Consider the following 19,130-nt stretch of genomic DNA (forward strand, 5'->3'; position numbering starts at 1 on the left):
CTAAAGTCGGCGAGGCTACGGCTGAGGTCGCGGGTTGTTGCAGGTTCGGGCGTGGCCGCGCGGGTAAAATCGAGGAGACGCACGCTTCGCACCTTTTGGAGGTTCGCACACGTGGCTTTCCGCATCGCCATCAACGGCTTTGGCCGCATCGGCCGCCAGGCTTTCCGCGCCATCATGGAACGGCAAAAAGACATCGAAGTGGTGGCCGTCAACGATCTCGGGGACGCCAAGACCGCGACACACCTCTTCAAATACGATTCCACCTACGGTAGGTATCCCGGAACCGTCACGCACACAGCAGACTCGTTCACGGTGGACGGCACCACGATCAAGCTCGTGCAGGAGCGCGATCCGGCAAAGCTGCCGTGGAAAGCGCTCGGCGTGGACCTCGTCATCGAGTCCACCGGCTTCTTCACCGATGCGACAAAAGCCAAAGCGCATATCGACGCCGGCGCAAAACGCGTGATCATCTCCGCCCCTGCAAAGAACGAAGACATCACAATCGTGCTTGGTGTGAACGACGACAAGTTCGACCCCGCCAAGCACTTCATCATCTCAAACGCGTCGTGCACCACCAACGGTTTGGCGCCGCCCACCAAAGTGCTGCTCGATGAGCTGGGCATCGTCAAAGGCACGATGACCACCATCCACTCGTACACAAACGACCAGCGCCTGCTCGACTTTCCGCACGAGGACTTGCGTCGCGCGCGCGCGGCGGCTCTGAACATCATCCCCACCACCACCGGCGCGGCCAAGGCCATCTATCTCGTGATTCCCGAGATGAAGGGCAAGCTCGACGGCTTCTCGCTGCGCGTGCCGTCGCCCACCGTCTCCGTCATCGATCTCGTGGTGGAGACCGAGAAGTCCACCACCAAGGACGACGTCAACGCGATGATGCGCAAGTGGTCGGAAACCCCGCGCATGAACGGCATCCTCGGCGTCACCGACGAGCCGCTCGTCTCGACCGACTTCCGCGGCGACTCTCGCTCGTCCATCGTCGACATGCTCTCCACCCTGGTCGTCGGCGGCAATCTCGTGAAAGTGATCGCCTGGTACGACAACGAGTGGGGCTACTCGTGTCGCTTGGCCGATCTCGCGGCATTTGTTTTGAAGAAATCCGCGTGAGCTGAAGTGAGCGAACGTCGCTTAGCGGACGCCGATGTGCGCGGCAAACGCGTGCTGGTCCGCGAAGATCTCAATGTTCCGCTGGACGGCGGCCACATCACCGATGACACGCGCATCCTTGCAGCCGCGCCCACGCTGCGCGGTTTGAGCGACCGCGGGGCCAAGGTGATCGTGCTGTCGCACCTCGGCCGGCCCGACGGCAAGGTCGTCGAGGGGTTGAGCCTCGCGCCCGTTGCCTCTCGTCTCGGCGACATCTTGGACTTGCGGGTGAAGCTCGCCACGGATTGTGTCGGCCCAGCGGCCGAATCGGCCATCGACGCGATGAACGACGGCGACGTGCTGATGCTCGAAAACGTGCGCTTTCATAAGGAAGAGGAAGCAAACGATCCGGGCTTTGCCAAGCAGCTTGCGGCGCTCGGCGACCTGTACGTGAACGACGCGTTCGGCACCGCGCACCGGGCGCACGCGTCCACGGCGGGCATCGCGGCCTACATTCCATCGTACATGGGTCCGCTCATGGCCCGCGAACTCGACGTGCTCGATTCCATCCTCGCCGATCCGCACCGGCCGTTCGTCGCCGTTCTCGGCGGGGCCAAGGTGGCCGACAAGATCGCGGTGATCGAGCGGCTGCTGGAACTGTGCGATCAGATCGTCGTCGGCGGCGGAATGGCGAACACGCTGTTGGCCGCCGAGGGCATCGACGTTGGCAAATCGTTGCGCGATGCCGACCTCGGTCCCGCCGGCGCGGTGCTCGCGAAGCTCAAGACCGGACATGTGAAGGCGCATCTGCATTTGCCGAGCGACGCCGTCGTCGCGGTAGAACTGAAGGAAGGCGTCGACACGCATTTCGCCGAGGTGAGCAAGGTCGCGCCCGACGAGATGATCCTCGACATCGGTCCGACGACCGCGGAGCACTATCGCGGCATCATCTTGCACGCGAAAACGGTGCTGTGGAACGGCCCCATGGGCGTCTTCGAAAACGATGCGTTCGCAGCCGGGACCGAAGCCGTCGGTCAGGCGATCGTGGACTCGGGAGCCATGTCGGTGGTGGGCGGCGGCGATTCTGCCGCGGCGGCGCATCAACTCGGGTTCGCGGCGAAGATGACGCACATCTCCACGGGCGGCGGCGCCACACTAGAATATATCGAAGGACGCGACTTGCCGGGCGTCACGGCGCTGCGCAACTCCGCGCAGTAGTGAGCGCGCGCCGGCCGCTCTTCGCGGCCAACTGGAAGATGTACAAGACGCCGTCGCAGGCGCGCGACTACCTACACGCGTTCGCGCCGGCGGCCGCGACTCTTAGCCAGCGCGCGGACATCGTGTTGTGCGTGCCGTTCATCGACCTCGAAGCAGTGGCCGACGCGTTGGCGGGCAGCCCGGTGGCGTTCGGCGCGCAGGATTGCTACTGGCAGGCAGAGGGCGCGTTCACCGGCGAGATCAGCGCTGCCATGCTCAAGGCGATGCGCTGCGGCTATTGCATCGTCGGACATTCGGAACGGCGCCAGCATTTCGGCGAGACCGACGAGACGGTCGCCAAGAAAGTTTCGGCGTTGCTCGCGGTCGGGGTCACGCCGATCGTCTGCGTCGGCGAATCGCTCGACGAACACAAAGCCGGCCTCACCTTACAGCGCGTCATGCAGCAAGTGAACGATGGGCTGGGGCATCTCGAAGACGATGAGCGCGCGGCGCTCGTGGTGGCGTACGAACCGATCTGGGCCATAGGAACGGGCATGACCGATTCACCGGACAACGCCAACCGCACGATTTCACTCATCCGGCAATCCGCCGGCGGCCTCGCTGACGCGCGCGTGGTGTACGGCGGATCTATGAAGGCCGACAACGCGACGCTTTGTTGCGCGCAGCCCGACATCGATGGCGGATTGATCGGCTCCGCCAGCCTCGACCCTGCCGGATTCCTCACCCTCATCAGCAACGGCCTGGGCAATGCCTGACAAGGTATTAGGGCAAACCGTACTAGGGCAAGCATCGCTTGCCCATCCCGCGCAAGCCCCCGTACTAGGGCAAGCATCGCTTGCCCATCCAAAATCCGATCCCGTACTAGGGCAAGCATCGCTTGCCCATCCCCACGTCGTCCTTTGCATACTCGACGGCTTCGGCTGCTCCAAGGAACTGCGCGGCAACGCGATCGCCGCCGCCGGCATGCCTCGCTGGCACGCCCTCGCCAAAAATAATCCCTACACGGAAATCCGCGCCGCCGAAGAGAGCGTCGGGTTGCCGGTGGCGCAGCAGGGCAACAGCGAAGTCGGCCATTTGAATCTCGGCGCCGGCCGTGTGGTGCTGCAGACCACAACGCGGATCGACGATGCCATCAATCGCGGTGTCTTTGCGAGCAACCCTGCACTCCAGCAATGCTTCGCGCATGTCAAGCGGACCGGCGGCGTGCTGCACTTGCTCGGCTTGGTCTCGCCCGGCGGCGTGCACTCGTCGATGAGACACCTCTTCGCGCTCATGGACGCCGCAAAAGAGGCGCGTGTGCCGGTGCGGATCGCGGCATTTTTAGACGGCCGCGACACGCCACCCCGAAGCGCCGGACCGTATCTCGCGGAAGTCGAAGCGAAATGCCGCGAAAATGGCAATGCCGCCATCTCGATGATCTGCGGGCGCTTCTATGCGATGGATCGCGACAAGCGCTGGGACCGCACCGAAAAAGCGTACGATGCGCTCGTGCGCGGCAAAGGTCTGACGGCAGATTCGGCGGCAGCCGGATTGGAAGCCGCCTACGCGCGCGGCGAGGACGACGAGTTCGTGCTACCTACAATGATTGGCAACCCAATCGTGGACGGCGATGCATGCCTCTTCTTCAACTTCCGTCCGGATCGTGCGCGGCAACTCACGCGCGCCTTCTCCGATCCGAGCTTCACAGAATTCCCCGTCGAACATTTCTCCGATTTCGTCTTCGCGATCATGACGCTGTACGATGCCACGTTCACCAATCCGGTCATGTTCGGCAAAATTCTGGAGCATCGCACGCTCGGCGAGATCGTAGCAGATGCCGGGCTCGCGCAACTCCGTCTGGCGGAGACGGAAAAATACGCGCACGTCACGTATTTCTTTAGCGGCGGCCGCGAGCAGCCGTTCCCAGGCGAAGAGCGCGTGCTCATTCCTTCCGCACGCGATGTCGGCACGTACGACAAGAAACCGGAAATGCGCGCGAGAGAAATAACAGAAGCCGCGCTCTCGGCGGTCAAGTCCGGCAAATTCGCGCTGATCGTGATGAACTACGCGAACCCCGATATGGTGGGCCACACTGGCAAATGGGGACCGATCATCGAGTCACTGCACGTCGTGGACAACTGCTTGGGACAACTCGAAGATGCGGTGCGCGCGGCCGGCGCCATCTTGATCGTGACCGCAGACCACGGCAACGCCGAAGAAAAGATCGACCTCGCGACCGGCACGGAATTGACCGCCCACACCATCAACCCGGTGCCGTTCGTAGTTGTCGGCGCGAAGGGTGTGACCAAACTCAAGTCCGGCGGCGCGCTTTGCGACGTGGCGCCGACGATCTTGGCGTTGATGGACCTGGCGCAACCGCCCGAGATGACCTGCCACTCGCTGCTTAGCTGAGCTCGCTAGGGGCTGAGCTCGTACACATAGCCGTGCCCTCACGGGCCGCCGGCGGCGACGCCACAGAGATTGCCGGCCGCATCTCGAATGAGGCTGCTCGCCGGGCTCGCGGGGTCACCGAGAGCAAAAGAGTGCGCGCGGTAAAGAATCCACCATGTATACCATCGCACCGAAGACCTCGCGTTTGGCCGTCCGGCCTAAATTAGCCCGCTTGTCCTAACCATGGCGTCCCGCGTCAGGGACCTTTTACTCGACGCTGCGCGCACGGAGTTTGGACGGCGATATGTTAAGCTCTCCGCTTCGCGGCCGTTGCGGATTTCGCCCGGGGGCGCGTTCGTTTTTGGCCCGTTAATTTATAGAGGAGAGAATTAATGCATATTACATCCTTACGTCCGGCGTTGACGACGGCGGCAATTGTCGCTTCGGCCGGGATTCTGGCGGGTGGACTCGCCCTTCGGCCGGCTTTTGCGGTTGGCGGCTCCGCTATTGTGGGTCCGTTCACCGTCACTCACTGCACTCAATCGGCGCCGTGTAAAGCCTACAGCAACGCCGGCACGGGTCCGGGTCTGCGCGGTATCAATACAAGTTCATCATCCGCTGGTTCGGGCCTGATCGGAACGGCGACCTTGAACGGCACGGGAGTAACGGGTCAGGGGAGCACGGGCCCCGGCGTGATTGGAACGTCTGCAAACGGCCTCGGCGTCGTCGGGGCTTCGACGTCGTCCATTGGTGTCTTGGGAAACTCGACTTCCCTCATTGGCGTCGAGGGTATATCCACCTCAAGCAACACGTCGAACGCCGGCGTCCAAGGAGAAAATAACTCCTCCACGATTGCCGTCCGCGCGAACGGTTTCGGCGGTCCGCTCTTTGTCGGGAACGGCTCCGGGGGCCTCGACGTTTTCACCGTCGATAACGGCGGCAACGTCGGCGTTGCGGGCAGTGAGACGGTTGTAGGAAATTCGGATGTAGACGCTTTGGACGCGGGCGGTATCGCTCCGAGCCGCGGCGTTGTCGGAGCTGGAAGCGTGGCTGGTATTGCCGGATTCGGCGAAGGGACGTTTGGAGCCGGCGTCGTCGGCTTCGGCAACGCGACCGATGCTGCCGCTCTTGTCGTTCAGGATCTCGCGGGCACAGGCGTCCTCGTCAACGGATTCGATAGCGGAAGCAACCTCAAATTTCAGGTCCAGGATAATGGAACTGTGTTCGCACACAGCTTCGTCAATGCGTTTGACACGGCCGGGCAAAAAGTTACCACCTACGCGACTATGTCGAGCACACCGAATGTTGAAGACTTTGGCGAAGCGCAGTTGACCGCTGGCCAGACCTACGTAAGCATCAAGCGCGCATTTGCCAGCGCGATCGATTCGCGGTATACGTACATGGTATTCATCACGCCGGAAGGCGACACGCGCGGCCTCTACGTTACGCAAAAAACGCCCGCCGGCTTTATCGTGCGGGAAAGTCAGGGCGGACGCTCGGAGGCGGCTTTTAGCTACCGCATCGTAGCGCAGCCGTTCAGGTCGACGACAGCCTCTATGATTCCCGGACGCGCGCCGTCGCACCAACTGCCACATCTGGCCACGCTACACCACGTTCCGAAATCAAAACAATAGGGATCATCGTTCCGGCCGACCATAAAGGTCGGCGCCACGAAGCGTCGCCGCAAGCCGGCGACGCTATGATGGCGTCGTGGACCAATGTCGTCGGCGACAACGAGGAGGATCCGCCCGATCCGCAGCCCATCAGAGTCAGCGCGATTGTGACGAACACGACGAGATTCTTCATTCTATGTGCTCCTTGAATGGATTCCTTGAACGTTAGAGTGGATCACCGGCGGCGTGGTGCAGCCCGGCGACTGCGAGATCGAGGCGAGCCTGTGCCGTCAACGTGGTCTCGCGGGCGGACGCGAGCACTGAAAGCGCGTCAAGCGTCTCCAACTCTATCCCTTTGCCCGCGCGCTCGCGCAGACGAGCGACGCGCAGGTTCTCCTGGGCTGATGTGAGCGCGAGTTCGGCCGTCCCGAGGTTGATCCGCGCGGCTTGCAGCGCGCGCCACGCGTTCGCAACGTCGCCTCGCGCCGTCAGCGATGCACGCTCGTAGCCGACTTGCGCCTTGTCGAATGCGGCGGTCGATTCCGCGACCTGCGCCGACCGAAGGCCTTGATACGAGCCGAGAATGTGAGCGACGCTCACGACCCCACAGACCGCTTGTCGCAGCTAGGCGATCAAGCGCGCGCAGAAAAAGGCGACTGCAGCCGCTATCCCGCCTATTAGCGTTGTTTGGAGCGCTGAGCGCGCCCAGGAAACACCGGTGAAATTACCTTTCACCGCACCGAAGATAAATAACGCCACCATGGTCACTCCGATTGAATACGGAAGCGCATGGCCGGCATCGGCAAATGCGACGTATGGCGCGAGCGGAAGAACGCCGCCCACGACATAGGAGCCGCCGATGCGCAGTGCACTCATCGGAGCTTCCATGGCGTTGGGCTTCTCAAGACCTAGCTCGAATCGCATCATGAACTCGATCCATCGCTCTTTGTCCGAGGTGATAGCGGTCGTTACCACCCTCAGTGCGTCACCCTGCACGCCATACGAGCGTATGATCGCTTCTATCTCTGCTCGTTCCTCATCCGGAACATCGTCTATTTCTTTGGCTTCGCGCCTGCGTTCGCTCGCATAATGTTCGACGTCGGAGCGCGCCGCAAGATATCCACCGAGCCCCATCGCGATGCCGCCCGCCGCAAGCTCTGCGACGCCGGCCGTGAGGACGATGTGCGACGCCGCGATCGCTCCGCTTATACCGGCCGCGAGAGCGAACGGTACGGTGAGCCCGTCGGACATGCCGATGACGATATCGCGCACCGTACTCGAAGCAGTGAAATGCTCCTCGATATGCGCTCGTCTGGGAATAGGCTGTCTCTTCATTATTATTGCGTGACGGTTTATGGGCGAGCGATGCTCGCCCTCCTACAAACCACGGAGGTAGACAAAAAAAATACGCCGCGAACTTTCGTTTGCGGCGTAAACGCGAGGATCAACTGTGTCTAGTTTTGGAAATCGGTTAGATCTTCAAGCCGCCGATTTCGTCTTGACCCGTGGTGCCAGACCGCGTGTCCGTCCACGAGCCGAACAGTGTGTTTCCTCTCCAGATGTCTCCCGTGTAGTCGCCCATGAATCCGCTGCCAAATCCGTCGTTGAACGGATTAGACGAGACGGTGGAGAGGCGCGCTCCCGCGGCGAACGAGACGCCGCCGTTGGCAGAAGTTGAGGCGAAGGCATCGTAGTTGATGTTTGAAGGATCGAGACGCCGGTCGAGCCACGTCGCGCCCACCGTGCCAGTCGAGCTTGTCGTGAGCCAGGGGAAGAACTCATCGTTCGGGGCTCCGGGCGCCACTCGCACGGGAGTGCTCCATGACGAGCCGCCGGACCCTGAGTGTGAGACGTAGACGATCAATCTCGTTCCGTTCCACTTGTACATGATGGTATACAGCCGGTTGGCAAAGTTCCCGCTCGAACGGTCGACGTCGACGGCTGGAACGTTGCTGACCCGCTCGCTCGTGTTGGGCAGGCAGCCGTAGAACGCTCCGCAGGAGTCCGGAGCGAGAGGAGCTTTTGCAATGAGGACCGGCGCCGACCAAGAAACGCCGCCATTTGTGGACTTCGCGAACATGATCATGGATGTGGTTCCGCCGCAGTCCCCGGTTGGGCCGGTGGCCGAGCAACGCATCCAGGTGACGTAGACGGTGCCGTCTTTTCCAATCGCGAGGTCGCTGAATTGGTCGACGACGGGATACACAGCGCTGTCGACCTTGACGTTGTGCCAGGTGCTACCGTGGTCCGTGGAGTGGCCCACGGCGATGATCGAGTTCGAAGACGGATCGAATTCCGTTGTCGAGATGTAGATGTCGTCTTTTCCTGGGCTCGTCGGCGTGTCGTCGATCTGCGTCCAGGGTTTGTCGACGAAAGTCCACGGAGAGATTCCAACGACCGCTTGCGCGGGCGCCGACCATGTCGTTCCATTGTTTGTCGACTTTTCGAACGCAATCACACTCCCAGACCCGATGGCGTCGATGGCGGTGATATAGGCGACGTGGTTCGTGTCATAACCCACGCCGGGATCGCCGTCGCCGCTGGCGCCGGAAAGCACGTTCATGCAGGTGTGGTTCCAGGTCGATCCGCCGTTGCTCGATGCATAGAAGCCTTCCACGGCTGAACAGTTGTAATCGTTGGCTCCGGAAAGCAAATGCATCGAGTTGTTCGGGTCTACGGTGATGGGTGTTTCGTTGGCGGGACTGCCACCGTTAGACGCTTGGACGTTGGGCGTCGTGCACGGCACGGGCGAACAATTTAAGTTGTCGGGAGACACTTGGGGCCGAATCGCATATGGAATCCGCAATTTTCCCGCACGAATGGCCTGCGCGATCAAAACGCTGCCGGATACCGGGCTGCGCATGTTGATCCTTGGAGCGTAGTTGACGTATCTGGCGTAGTTCGAGGTGCCCGCGATCTGTTGCAATGCGGTGGTCATCTGGAAGTCGTTGGCCGGCGCGGCTTGAAACTGCATCAAGCCCGTCAATGCCAAGGCGGCAATGATCATGTTGATTTCCTTCTGATCTCATAGCGAGGTGCTTGCTTCTCGGCATCCAGATTCTTCTAGAGCACCTCGAAACACTTTCCGGGCGGCCATCAAGTTTTGCCTGTCCCGGCTCAGGGGGTCTGGGGCGGGCGCGTTACCGGGATTTCCGAAGTTGGCAATCGCGACTGCCGACGAAATCCGGAGAGCTACGCCGGAAAACAATCGCGACTGTTTTTCATTCGCCGGGCCTGCTGGACGATTCAATACCAAATGCATACGTATGCAACGAAGCTAGGAACCGGCGACGTCAAGGCCAATTAGAAACGCCTGCTGCCTGCAGGTGCCACGATATGGAGCCACATCGATGCAAGAGCAAGACAACCCGGTCGGACAGATCATAGACGTGCTCGAGAGATAATAGCGCCAAGGGCCGGGGGCTTGCCTCATCCAATCTAACGCCCGTGAACCACCTTCGGACCGCCATGGCTGTCCTGTCGCTGGTCGTCGCAGGTTTCTGCTCCGCCGGTCTTAGTCACGTTTTGGTCTGGTCGCTCAGCGCCTTGGGCGCGATCGACGGGCCTTATCTCGCATACCGGCACGATGCGATGTTCGCCGCTGTCCTGACCGCCGCCGTCGCCGGCGGGATCATCGGAGTCGTCGCACTCGCCTGCGCTTTCACATCCGGCGTGCGCGGCAGCGAGGCGTGGCTCGCCGCTCTGCACCGCACGATCACCGCTATTGGTCCTCGGCGAGCTTTCGCCGTGGTCGCCAGCGTGCAGCTCGGCGCGATCATCGCTCTCGAAGCCGCCGAGCAAATCCTCCAATTCGGGCACTCGCTTGGGCCGGCGGCAGCACTAGGCGCGCCGCTCTTCGTTGGAATTCCGATCCACGCACTTTGCGCGCTGGCCATCGTTTGGCTGCTCTTCGCCGTCGCGCACGCGGTCGTTCGGGCAGAGTCGCGGATCCGCGGCCTGCTCTTGCCGACAGTCCGGCGACGCTCGCGCCCATCGCCCGCGGCCACGACGCTGCAACATTATCGCGCTTCAGGCTCGGCCGTCCGCCCTGCCCCGCTCGCACTTCGCTTCGCCAACCGGCCTCCACCGTCGATCGCAGCGTAAGCGGCCTGCCGCTTACGCTTATCGCGGACATTGCGTTTGATGTCGTGCTGAAACTGCCGACACGGACGCTATCTCGTGCATGATTTGGTGGAGAAGCGAAGTAGATGGTTAGGTTTTTGGAGGATCGGGGCGTCCGCATCGTTGGCGTCCTGTTCACATTGATGACGAGCATTTCGGCGTGTGTATGGGCGGTGGGATTCATGAAGCCGGAGCCTGCGCAGGCCATTCCGATGTTCGCGATCCGGACGGGTGCGTCGTGCGATCTATGTCATTCCACTTTTCCCGGCATGACGAACTACGGCATGATGGTCATGATGTCGAACTTCTCGATGCTGCCGCACGATGCGGCGCACAGCCCCGGCTTCACATCGCTGGTCTTCGCCGAAGAGTTCGATTCGCTGCCCGATGACGGCGTGCCGAAGCTCCACACCGATAATCTCGGCTTCTTATCGGGCGGCTTTGTAGGAAAAGATTTCACGTACTACGTCGAGCAGCACGTCGTCGACGGGGGCTTCATCGGCGGCACCGATCAGATGTGGATGGCGTACAATAATCTTTTCGGGGGCACCGGTTCGCTGCAGTTCGGCAAGTTCCACACGCCGTTCCCCTTCATGCCCGCGCACCGCATCACGCTATCCCCGTACGAAACCACGAGCAACACGGTGGGCGAGAACGACTTCAACGAGGACGACAGCCACTGGGGCGTCACGATGTCGAACATGCAAGGCACGCTCATGTACGGCCTCAGCGTCTTGGGCGGCAACGATCTCATCGGCAAGGGCGCATTCCAACTCACCGGCGATCACGATCACAGCGTCGACTTCAACTTGATGACCATGAGCGATGCGCCGCTGAATTACGGTCTTGGCCTGGTTCGCGGATTTTCTCCGCTGGCCGAAGGCGGCTTCGACCCGTTCAGCCGCGAGGCGTTATATCTGCAGTACCGGCCAAGCGGATTCCAAGGGCTGCAGTTCCAGGCTGTGGGTCAACTCGGTTACGATGAAAATCCCACGGGGATCGGTGTCGCCACACGCACGCGCGGCGGATTCCTCGAAGCGCAATATGAGTTGCCGCACAAGAACTTCATGGTGCTTCGCTGGGATACGCAAAATGGAGACGCGCCCGAAGCCGGCGCCACGCTCGACCTCATCCATCAGATCGAACCGAACACGAAGTTCACCATCGAGGGGCGCAAGTCGACCGCCGGCACCACGATGGGCATGGCGCTCGAATGGGCCGGGCCGTGGAGCAAGTCGCGTATCATCGCCACTCCGCACTTGGGCACGATGGCCGGCATGAACATGAGCGGCATGAGTGGGATGAGCGGCATGAGCATGGGCGGCGGAATGTCGCCGCTGGCTCATACGCTTGCGAACGGCGATGCGACCCGCGGCGCACTCTCGTTCACTGCGCATTCGTGCATGCAGTGTCACGGCGCCGGCGGTGCGGGCGGCGGCATCGGTCCGCGGCTCATCGGCGTGGCGACGTCGCTCCAGCCCGAGCAGATCTACGACTACGTCAAGCATCCGCGTGCGCCGATGCCTGACTTCAAACTCGGCGACGATGAGATCGCGGACCTTGTCGCGTATGTGGATTCGCTGACGCCGGGGCACGCGGTCGCCGCCGATATCGCCAAAGAACACCCGGCCGGCGGAATGGCAGGGATGTCGATGGGAATGGCGCCGCCGATGCGCCAACCCGATCAAACGCCGGTGAACGCAGGAACGCACGGCTACTTCCCAGGTGTGGAGGCCGGCGATCCGGTGAGCGGCGCGGCGCTCTTCGGCGCGAACTGCGCAAGCTGCCACGGCGCGGGAGGCGTGGGCGCCGACAGTCCGCGGCTCCAGGGTCTCGCGAAGACGGACAGTCCGAGTTATTTCGCATGGCAGATCAAGGCTCCGGCGCCGCCGATGCCGCGGATCAAACTCAGCGACAAACAAATCGCGGACTTAGCTGCATACCTCGAAGTGCTCGATACACAAAGCGCGCCCGTTGGAGCGGCGCTGCAGCCACACCCGTGATGTGAGGAACGCATGATCAATCGACGTGATGTCTTGAAGATGGGTGCGGCGGGCGCGTTCGGCGCTGCCATGGCAAAGGCGGGCATCGCGATGGCGGGCGTCACCGCGCCGCAGCAATATGCAGTAGCTTCCGGCGGCGGAGACTTAGACCGGCTGACCACCGCCGCGTTGCGCGCGTTGCCGGCACTGCGGCCTCCGCACGCCATCTCGCGAACCGGCCGCACGAAGACGTTCACGCTCACCTTGGCCACCGCCAACGCCGAACCGCTTCCCGGCCACTCCGTGCCGGTGCGTGCGGTCAACGGATTGTCGCCCGGACCAACGCTGCGCGCCACCGAAGGCGACGACGTTTCCGTAACCGTGATCAACCGCTTGACGATGGCGGCCACCATCCATTGGCATGGCGTGCCGGTTCCTTTTCTGATGGATGGCGCGGGCATGATCTCGCAACAAGCCATCGAGCCCGGCCAATCTTTCGTCTACCGCTTCACCGCGCCGCAAGCGGGAACGTATATGTACCACAGCCACTACAACGACTTGGAACTTCAAGCGGTGGCAGGCATGCTCGTGGTCGATCCGCAGACGTCCGGTCGCGAACCACGTTATGCTTCGGATGTGCCGATCTTCATCAGCTCCATGGAATGGGAGCAGACGAGAAACGTGGAGGCGCAAGCGGTGCTCGCGAACAGCATGCTGATGCCTTCGATGGCTTCGAACGCAGCGGCCGATCCGAAGCCCGACATGGGCGATGCGATGGATCGCATGGACATGGTGGAGTATTGGTGCTTCAACGGCAAGACTTTTCCCGCCACGAAACCCATCGAGGTCAAAACCGGCGATCTCGTGCGCGTGCGCTTCGCAAACTTGACGAACATGGCGCATCCCATCCATCTCCATGGCCACTGGTTCCGCTTCATCGCGCAAGACGGCAGTCCACTTGAACGGCCGGCCATCATGAACACCATTCCGGTTCAGCCCGGGCAGACCATCGACATCGACTTTCTAGCCAATAATCCAGGCGTGTGGCCGCTTCACTGTCATATCATCTCACACATGGTCGACAATCACGACGTGATGAGCGGGCTGATGACCGTCGTGCAATACGAGGGCTTCGGGCTCCCCGCGATGATGCAGGGGTAGCAGGGCAAGTGTACTAGGGCAAGCATCGCTTGCCCATTTCTGTATTTGTAGGAGGGCAGGTGTACTAGGGCAAGCATCGCTTGCCCGTTTCTGTATTTGTAGGAGGGCAGGTGTACTAGGGCAAGCATCGCTTGCCCCGTTTCTTGTAGGAGGGCAAGCATCGCTTGCCCATGGGTGAGCGCTGCTCACCCTAGTACTCAAAAACGAGGCCGATGATAAACATCGGCCCCACAGATCTCACAATTTAGCGTCGGGCGCCGGCTCGTTTCGATCGCGGCCGCCCCACCAAAGCAAGACGGCCACGATAACTAGAAACGATATGTTGAGAACGGCGGTGAAGTCGAGGCCGATGTGCTCGACTGCCATCAAAAGGTTGCCCGGCGGACGCGTGATCACATGTAGTAGCGAGAACGCCCATTCAACCACGATGCCGGCGATCACCATCGACGCATAGAATACGGCGACCATTCGCAGCGCGAGCGGCCAGCCATAGTATTTTCGATAGATGTCGACGAGCGGCAACACGATGAGATCGGCATAGAGGAAGGCGATGACGCCGCCGAACGTGCTGCCGCCACTCCACAGCACAGCCGCAAGCGGCACGTTGCCGATCGAGCAAACAAAGCTCAAGAATGCGATGACCGGTCCGATGAGCGCATTTTCGATGATCCGGACCGGGGCGGAGCCGGTGGTGATGAACAGATGCTGCCACCACGTCACGGGAACGGCGACCGCCAGAAAGCCGGCGATCAAGAACCCGAGGATGAGGTCTGTCCGCAGCATGGACCAGTCCATCGCGAAATAGTGCGCGACGTAGCGCCATCCCTCGCCCGATCGGAGTTTTTGCCAAAGGCTGTTGCCCGGTGCGAGCATTTCGCCGTGATCGTGCTGATGCGTCGACTCGGTTTCTACGTGCGTGCGGCCTGTTTCGGCCATGTCGGCCGGAATGAAAAATTTCGCTAGAATTGCAAAGATCGCGATCAGCACGATCCCGCCGATCCATTCAGCTATGACAAACGGCCAGCCCAGCAGCCGCCATAGAATGAAGCCGAGTTCGATGACCAGATTCGTAGAGGCGAACATGAAGACCATCGAGGTGGTGAAATTGGCGCCTCGTTTGAACAGCGATTTTGCAGTGGCGGCGGCGGCGTAGCTGCACGATGAACTTGCCGCGCCCATGACCGTCGCCAGCCCGAGTTCACGAAGGCCCGCGCGACCAAGGTGCTTGGCCATGCCTCCTTTGGGCACGTACGCCTGCACCATCGCCGACATCATAAAGCCGAAGAGCAAAGACCAAAGCACGGCCCAGAACATCGCAAACGATGCGTAGAGCCATTGGCCGATGAAGTGAACGATAGGCATCAAGCTATGTGTTGCATTCCACTGCGTCCGCTTTGCTCCATTCCGTTAACGGGTGACCGCATACAACGCAGCGTCGATGACGATGCCTCGCTTCCGCACGCTGCGCCGCATGATGCCCTCGAACGCATAGCCGGCCGTTTCCAGCACGCGCCGCGAGCGCGCGTTGCCCTCGAACGGTATGGCGAAGATGCGCGTCAGGCTATGATTCGCAAATGCGTAGTCCGTCACGGCCCGCAATGCGGCCGTGGCGAGGCCACGCCCCCAAACGGACTGGCCGAGCCAATAGCCGATCTCCGCCGAGCATCGATCGAAGTCGTCGAGGATTTCGAAGCCGATGCCGCCTACCGCGGCGCCGTCCAGCTCGATCGCGAAGTTCGTCTCCGGCTGGGTTTCGGACGCGAGCTTGAGCCACGCGTCGGCATCGGCGAGCGTGTACGGGTTCGGAAAACGATCGCGAAGATTCACGGCCACCTTCGGATTGTCGGCGTGGCGGGCGAGAACGTCGCGATCGGTTGACCGCCATGAGCGAACGCGACAGATGCCGCAATCTAGTTCCACAATTGACGAGGCGGATTCGCAACGCTGCCCCGATTGCCTTCGAATGCGTCCTCGCACACGCAGCGCCGTTGCACCCTGAGCGCGAACCGAACGTGGCGCGAATAACGTTATCGCAGGGGCGAATGGTCGATTGTCAAATTTTCTCGATGCTCTTATGAATTCGGAGGTCCCGACCGTCAATGAAGTTCCTCGGATCTCGCTTCGTCATCGCCGCCGCCGCGCTGTTGCTCGCGGCACCGGGCGCATCCTCGCGAATCGCCGCGGCTCCCGCACCGAGCGGGGCCGGCATTCCCAGCTTCGACGGTGCCGTGGGCTGGCTCAACAGCAAGCCGTTGACCGCGGCGGACCTGCATGGCAAAGTCGTGCTCGTCGACTTTTGGGAATACACGTGCATCAATTGTCTTCGCACGCTGCCGTACATGAAGACATGGTACGATCGCTACCACGACGACGGATTGGTCATCGTGGGAGTACACACGCCTGAATTCGGATTCTCCGGAGACACGAAGAACGTCACCGCTGCGGTTGCACGGCTCGGAATAAAATGGCCGGTTGCATTGGACGATGGATACGTGATCTGGAAGCGCTACCAAAACGATGCGTGGCCGAAAGAGTACCTTTACGACCAGCAGGGCAATCTTGTCGAAAGCCAAGCCGGTGAGGGCAATTACCAGTCGACCGAGGCGAAGATCCAATCGTTGCTCAAGGCGGCGACGCCGAGTCTCAAGTTTCCATCGGTGATGGCGCTCCTGCCGCAAGACAGCTACGACAAACCAGGGGCTGTCTGTTATCCGCAGACTGCGGAAACGTACGTCGGGCCGTGGCATGGTCAGATGATCGCAAATGCCGGCGCGCTGAACAGCGGGCCCGGCGACACGAACTACGTTGACAGCGGCACCAATCACAGCGACGGGAGTGTCTATCTACAGGGGTACTGGCACGCCGGTCCGCAGGGTCAGGCCATGATCTCGGGCGGCAACGACAGCGCGCTCAGCCTGCACTATCATGCCATCCAAGTAGTCGCGGTCATGAAGCCGGAGACCGGTGATTCGGTCCGGGTAAACGTCACGCAAGACGGCAAGCCCATCGCTCGCGAAGACGCGGGGAGCGACATAAAGTACGATTCGAGCGGCATGTCATACGTGACCGTCGGTGCGGCGCGCGCTTTCGAATTGCTCGCGAACGCAAAATTCGGGCAGCACGATCTGCGCTTGCTTCCGCAGCGATTCGGGGCCGGCATCTACAGCTTCGCGTTCGAGTCGTGCGAGGTGCCCCGCTGATCCCGTAGGAGGGCAAATGTAGTAGGGCAAGCATCGCTTGCCCCGTCAATCCCGTAGGAGGGCAAGCATCGCTTGCCCATCGCAAAAAAATGGGTGAGCGTTGCTCACCCTCCCACACCAAAGAATTTGGGCGAGCGATGCTCGCCTACTACATAAGTCGGGCAAATAGGAGTGGGGCAAGCGATGCTTGCCCCACTCCGTTGTCGGGGGGTAGGTGTTAGAACGCGCCGACTCCGTTCGGCGTGCCGTTTCCGGTGGGTCCGTCATATCCGACTTTGCCGGTGCACTCGTATGTGCCACCGCAGGAGCCGTTGCTTCCGGATGTCACGTCGAACAGGTTGGCTGTATGGGTGTAGCCGCGCTTCGCATAATGCACGGTAGCCGAATTGCCCGCAAGCGCGTAGACGCTGGCGATGATCGGCGTCGCGACACTGGTGCCGCCGAAGATGTAGAAGCCTGGAGAAATGCCGAACGAGTCGTAAACGACCACGCCCGTGTTCGGGTCAGCAACCGCAGCAACGTCAGCTTCCATGCGCTTGGAGCACAACGGATCGTGCTGCCATGCCGGCTTGCTGAACACGGTGCTGCAACCGCTGCCGGCGCCGCCCCAAACGGTTTCAGTCCAGCCGCGCGTTCCGCCGCCCACTGTGAGGTGCGTTCCGCCGACTGCCGTCACGTGCGGAGAGCTAGCCGGGAACAGCACGCCGAAGCCGCCATCGCCGGAAGCTGCCGTGATCATGTGACCTGGGTGGTTGTAGTGCGAGTTGAATGACGAGCCGCCGGACTCGCCGCCCGCGTAACTGTTGCTGATCGCATTCGCGTGCAGGATCGCGGCTTCGTCAACAGACAGCGCCAGGTTGTTGAACGAATTGTCGTTGCCCTCGACGAGGATGATCTTGCAGGTCGGGCAGATGGCCGAAACCATGTCGACATCGAGCGACTCTTCTTCGGCCCATCCGACGTTGGAGGTCGGGAGCGGAGAGGTTTGGCCGTTTTGGTTGACCTTCTTGAAGCAATGGTTGGACGTGGTGCACGCGGGCAAACCGTAGTGCGAACGATACACGCCCAGATCGGCTTCTGCATTCGGATCGTCATACGCGTCGACGATCGCGACTGTCTGCGCTGACGGCGGAGCGGCCGGCAGTTTGTAGGCTGAGATCAGATCCGTCGGGCCATAGCCGCTGAAGTCGGGGTTGATTTGGCCAAACCCGTTGAGCCGCACGAGAGCCATGCAGCTCGCGTGGCCAGACAGCGCCTGAGCGCAAACTTCGCCCGAACCATCCGGACGGAGCGCGCCTGCGTACAGAGCGTGACTCGATACCTGATGTGTCGACGCAGGATTGTTCATCGCACCGGTATTCGGCGCGACGCCGCTCATACCGTGACTGCAGCCCGCCAACAGCGCGGCGAACGCAATGCCGAACACGGGCCGGAAAATTGCCCTCATTAGTGTGATTCCTCCTCAGAATAAAAGGTGACCGACGATGCGCGCATCCTGCTTAGAGTATGATCGCAATGATGCATCGAGTTGGTCCTGTTACGGCTTCACCAACTGCTCGCCCACTCATGCGGAAATAATCCCCACGTTGATAGGACTTGCGACTCATACGAAGCGGTCTGATTTTCAATTTAAAGGTTAGTTGATCTCTGTCATATAGAAGTGCCGTTCAGTTATCAACTATCAGTTATCAGCTTTTCATATAAACCGATTCTGCTATGGGCAAGCGATGCTTGCCCTCCTACAAAACCGGCTAAGCGTGCGGAACTCTTGCTTTCACAGCCCATGCGCGAGCGATAAGCAGAATCGATCCGTTTCGAGAAACCGGCAGAGTGGATCGCAAACGATCGCGCAATAGCTCGCGGCGTTCGGTCGAGAGCGACGCGGTGTGCTGCTGTGCCGGGGCTTTGCCGGTCAGAAATGGATTCCAATAGTCATCGAAATCCTTGAACACTGTGGGCGCATCGATGGCGCGCACCTCGACGTCGTGCAAACCCGCGCTCCGAAATAATTCGGCAAGCGGTTCGGGCTTGCAGATGGCAAACTGTGGGTCGATATCGGAATCTTGCGAGCCCGGATCGAGCGCTTCGACCGTTTCCCAAAAATGCGTCAGCATTTGCATCTTGCCACCGAAGTCCCATACATACGCTCCCACGATGCCGCCGGGCTTCACGACCCGCATCATCTCGGCGACCGCGCGCGGCTGATCGGGCATCGCGCTCAGGCAAAGTCCGGCCACTGCCACGTCGTAGGTGGCATCGGCGCAGGTGAACGCTTGCCCGTCGGCTACCGCAAACGTCGCGCGCGAATCGTTCGTTCGTTCACGTGCATAGTCGATGTACGTTTCCGAAATGTCGAAGCC

Annotated in this window: 16 protein-coding genes; 9 read left to right on the top strand and 7 right to left on the bottom strand. The window is 61.1% G+C overall.

The annotated features are described in order from the left end of the window. Positions 1-111: 111 nt before the first annotated feature. The 5 genes from gap to VII69_09725 all read left to right on the top strand — a co-directional run bounded on the left by gap (position 112) and on the right by VII69_09725 (position 6,326). The gene (gap, locus tag VII69_09705; protein HEY5095378.1) at positions 112-1,125 is read left to right on the top strand and encodes a type I glyceraldehyde-3-phosphate dehydrogenase; all 1,014 of its coding nucleotides are present in this window, start codon (positions 112-114) and stop codon (positions 1,123-1,125) included. 6 nt (positions 1,126-1,131) lie between these two features. After that, positions 1,132-2,322, top strand: a complete 1,191-nt coding sequence (locus VII69_09710; protein HEY5095379.1) for a phosphoglycerate kinase — start codon at positions 1,132-1,134, stop codon at positions 2,320-2,322. Continuing rightward, entirely contained in the window at positions 2,322-3,077 is a 756-nt protein-coding gene (gene tpiA / locus VII69_09715; protein HEY5095380.1) for a triose-phosphate isomerase, read from the top strand. Before VII69_09710 ends, tpiA begins: the two co-directional genes overlap by 1 nt. Next, the gene (gene gpmI / locus VII69_09720) at positions 3,070-4,713 is read left to right on the top strand and encodes a 2,3-bisphosphoglycerate-independent phosphoglycerate mutase (protein HEY5095381.1); all 1,644 of its coding nucleotides are present in this window, start codon (positions 3,070-3,072) and stop codon (positions 4,711-4,713) included. The genes tpiA and gpmI overlap by 8 nt, the downstream gene beginning before the upstream one ends. Positions 4,714-5,084: 371 nt before the next feature. Continuing rightward, positions 5,085-6,326, top strand: coding sequence for a hypothetical protein (locus VII69_09725; GenBank protein ID HEY5095382.1), 1,242 nt, complete (start codon positions 5,085-5,087; stop codon positions 6,324-6,326). A gap of 204 nt (positions 6,327-6,530) precedes the next feature. On the opposite strand, the gene VII69_09730 is transcribed toward VII69_09725, so the two are convergent. The 3 genes from VII69_09730 to VII69_09740 all read right to left on the bottom strand — a co-directional run bounded on the left by VII69_09730 (position 6,531) and on the right by VII69_09740 (position 9,312). Next, a complete protein-coding gene (locus tag VII69_09730; protein HEY5095383.1) occupies positions 6,531-6,905 on the bottom strand; it encodes a TolC family protein in 375 nt (124 codons plus the stop codon). A 24-nt stretch (positions 6,906-6,929) separates the two neighbouring features. Continuing rightward, a complete protein-coding gene (locus VII69_09735; GenBank protein HEY5095384.1) occupies positions 6,930-7,640 on the bottom strand; it encodes a VIT1/CCC1 transporter family protein in 711 nt (236 codons plus the stop codon). A gap of 136 nt (positions 7,641-7,776) precedes the next feature. Further along, entirely contained in the window at positions 7,777-9,312 is a 1,536-nt protein-coding gene (locus VII69_09740) for a sialidase family protein (GenBank protein ID HEY5095385.1), read from the bottom strand. A 461-nt stretch (positions 9,313-9,773) separates the two neighbouring features. Here VII69_09740 and VII69_09745 point away from each other — a divergent pair, with 461 nt between their 5' ends. From VII69_09745 to VII69_09755, 3 genes are all read left to right on the top strand, one after another. Continuing rightward, entirely contained in the window at positions 9,774-10,409 is a 636-nt protein-coding gene (locus VII69_09745; GenBank protein HEY5095386.1) for a hypothetical protein, read from the top strand. Positions 10,410-10,513: 104 nt separating this feature from the next. Next, on the top strand, positions 10,514-12,430 hold the full coding sequence (locus VII69_09750) for a cytochrome c (GenBank protein HEY5095387.1): 1,917 nt from the start codon (positions 10,514-10,516) through the stop codon (positions 12,428-12,430). A 12-nt stretch (positions 12,431-12,442) separates the two neighbouring features. Continuing rightward, positions 12,443-13,570, top strand: a complete 1,128-nt coding sequence (locus VII69_09755) for a multicopper oxidase family protein (GenBank protein ID HEY5095388.1) — start codon at positions 12,443-12,445, stop codon at positions 13,568-13,570. Between the two features lie 237 nt (positions 13,571-13,807). On the opposite strand, the gene VII69_09760 is transcribed toward VII69_09755, so the two are convergent. Both VII69_09760 and VII69_09765 read right to left on the bottom strand, forming a co-directional pair. Continuing rightward, entirely contained in the window at positions 13,808-14,932 is a 1,125-nt protein-coding gene (locus VII69_09760; GenBank protein ID HEY5095389.1) for a permease, read from the bottom strand. A gap of 45 nt (positions 14,933-14,977) precedes the next feature. Continuing rightward, the gene (locus VII69_09765) at positions 14,978-15,547 is read right to left on the bottom strand and encodes a GNAT family protein (GenBank protein HEY5095390.1); all 570 of its coding nucleotides are present in this window, start codon (positions 15,545-15,547) and stop codon (positions 14,978-14,980) included. Positions 15,548-15,669: 122 nt separating this feature from the next. Between VII69_09765 and VII69_09770 the strand changes: the two genes are divergently transcribed. Further along, a complete protein-coding gene (locus VII69_09770) occupies positions 15,670-16,770 on the top strand; it encodes a redoxin family protein (GenBank protein HEY5095391.1) in 1,101 nt (366 codons plus the stop codon). Positions 16,771-16,987: 217 nt separating this feature from the next. On the opposite strand, the gene VII69_09775 is transcribed toward VII69_09770, so the two are convergent. Together VII69_09775 and VII69_09780 are read right to left on the bottom strand one after the other, a co-directional pair. Then, entirely contained in the window at positions 16,988-18,217 is a 1,230-nt protein-coding gene (locus VII69_09775) for a S53 family peptidase (GenBank protein HEY5095392.1), read from the bottom strand. A 304-nt stretch (positions 18,218-18,521) separates the two neighbouring features. Beyond that, positions 18,522-19,130: class I SAM-dependent methyltransferase (locus VII69_09780; GenBank protein HEY5095393.1), on the bottom strand; the 609-nt coding region annotated here is incomplete at its 5' end.

The organism is Candidatus Eremiobacteraceae bacterium, assembly GCA_036511855.1.
Classification (GTDB): domain Bacteria; phylum Vulcanimicrobiota; class Vulcanimicrobiia; order Eremiobacterales; family Eremiobacteraceae; genus JABCYQ01.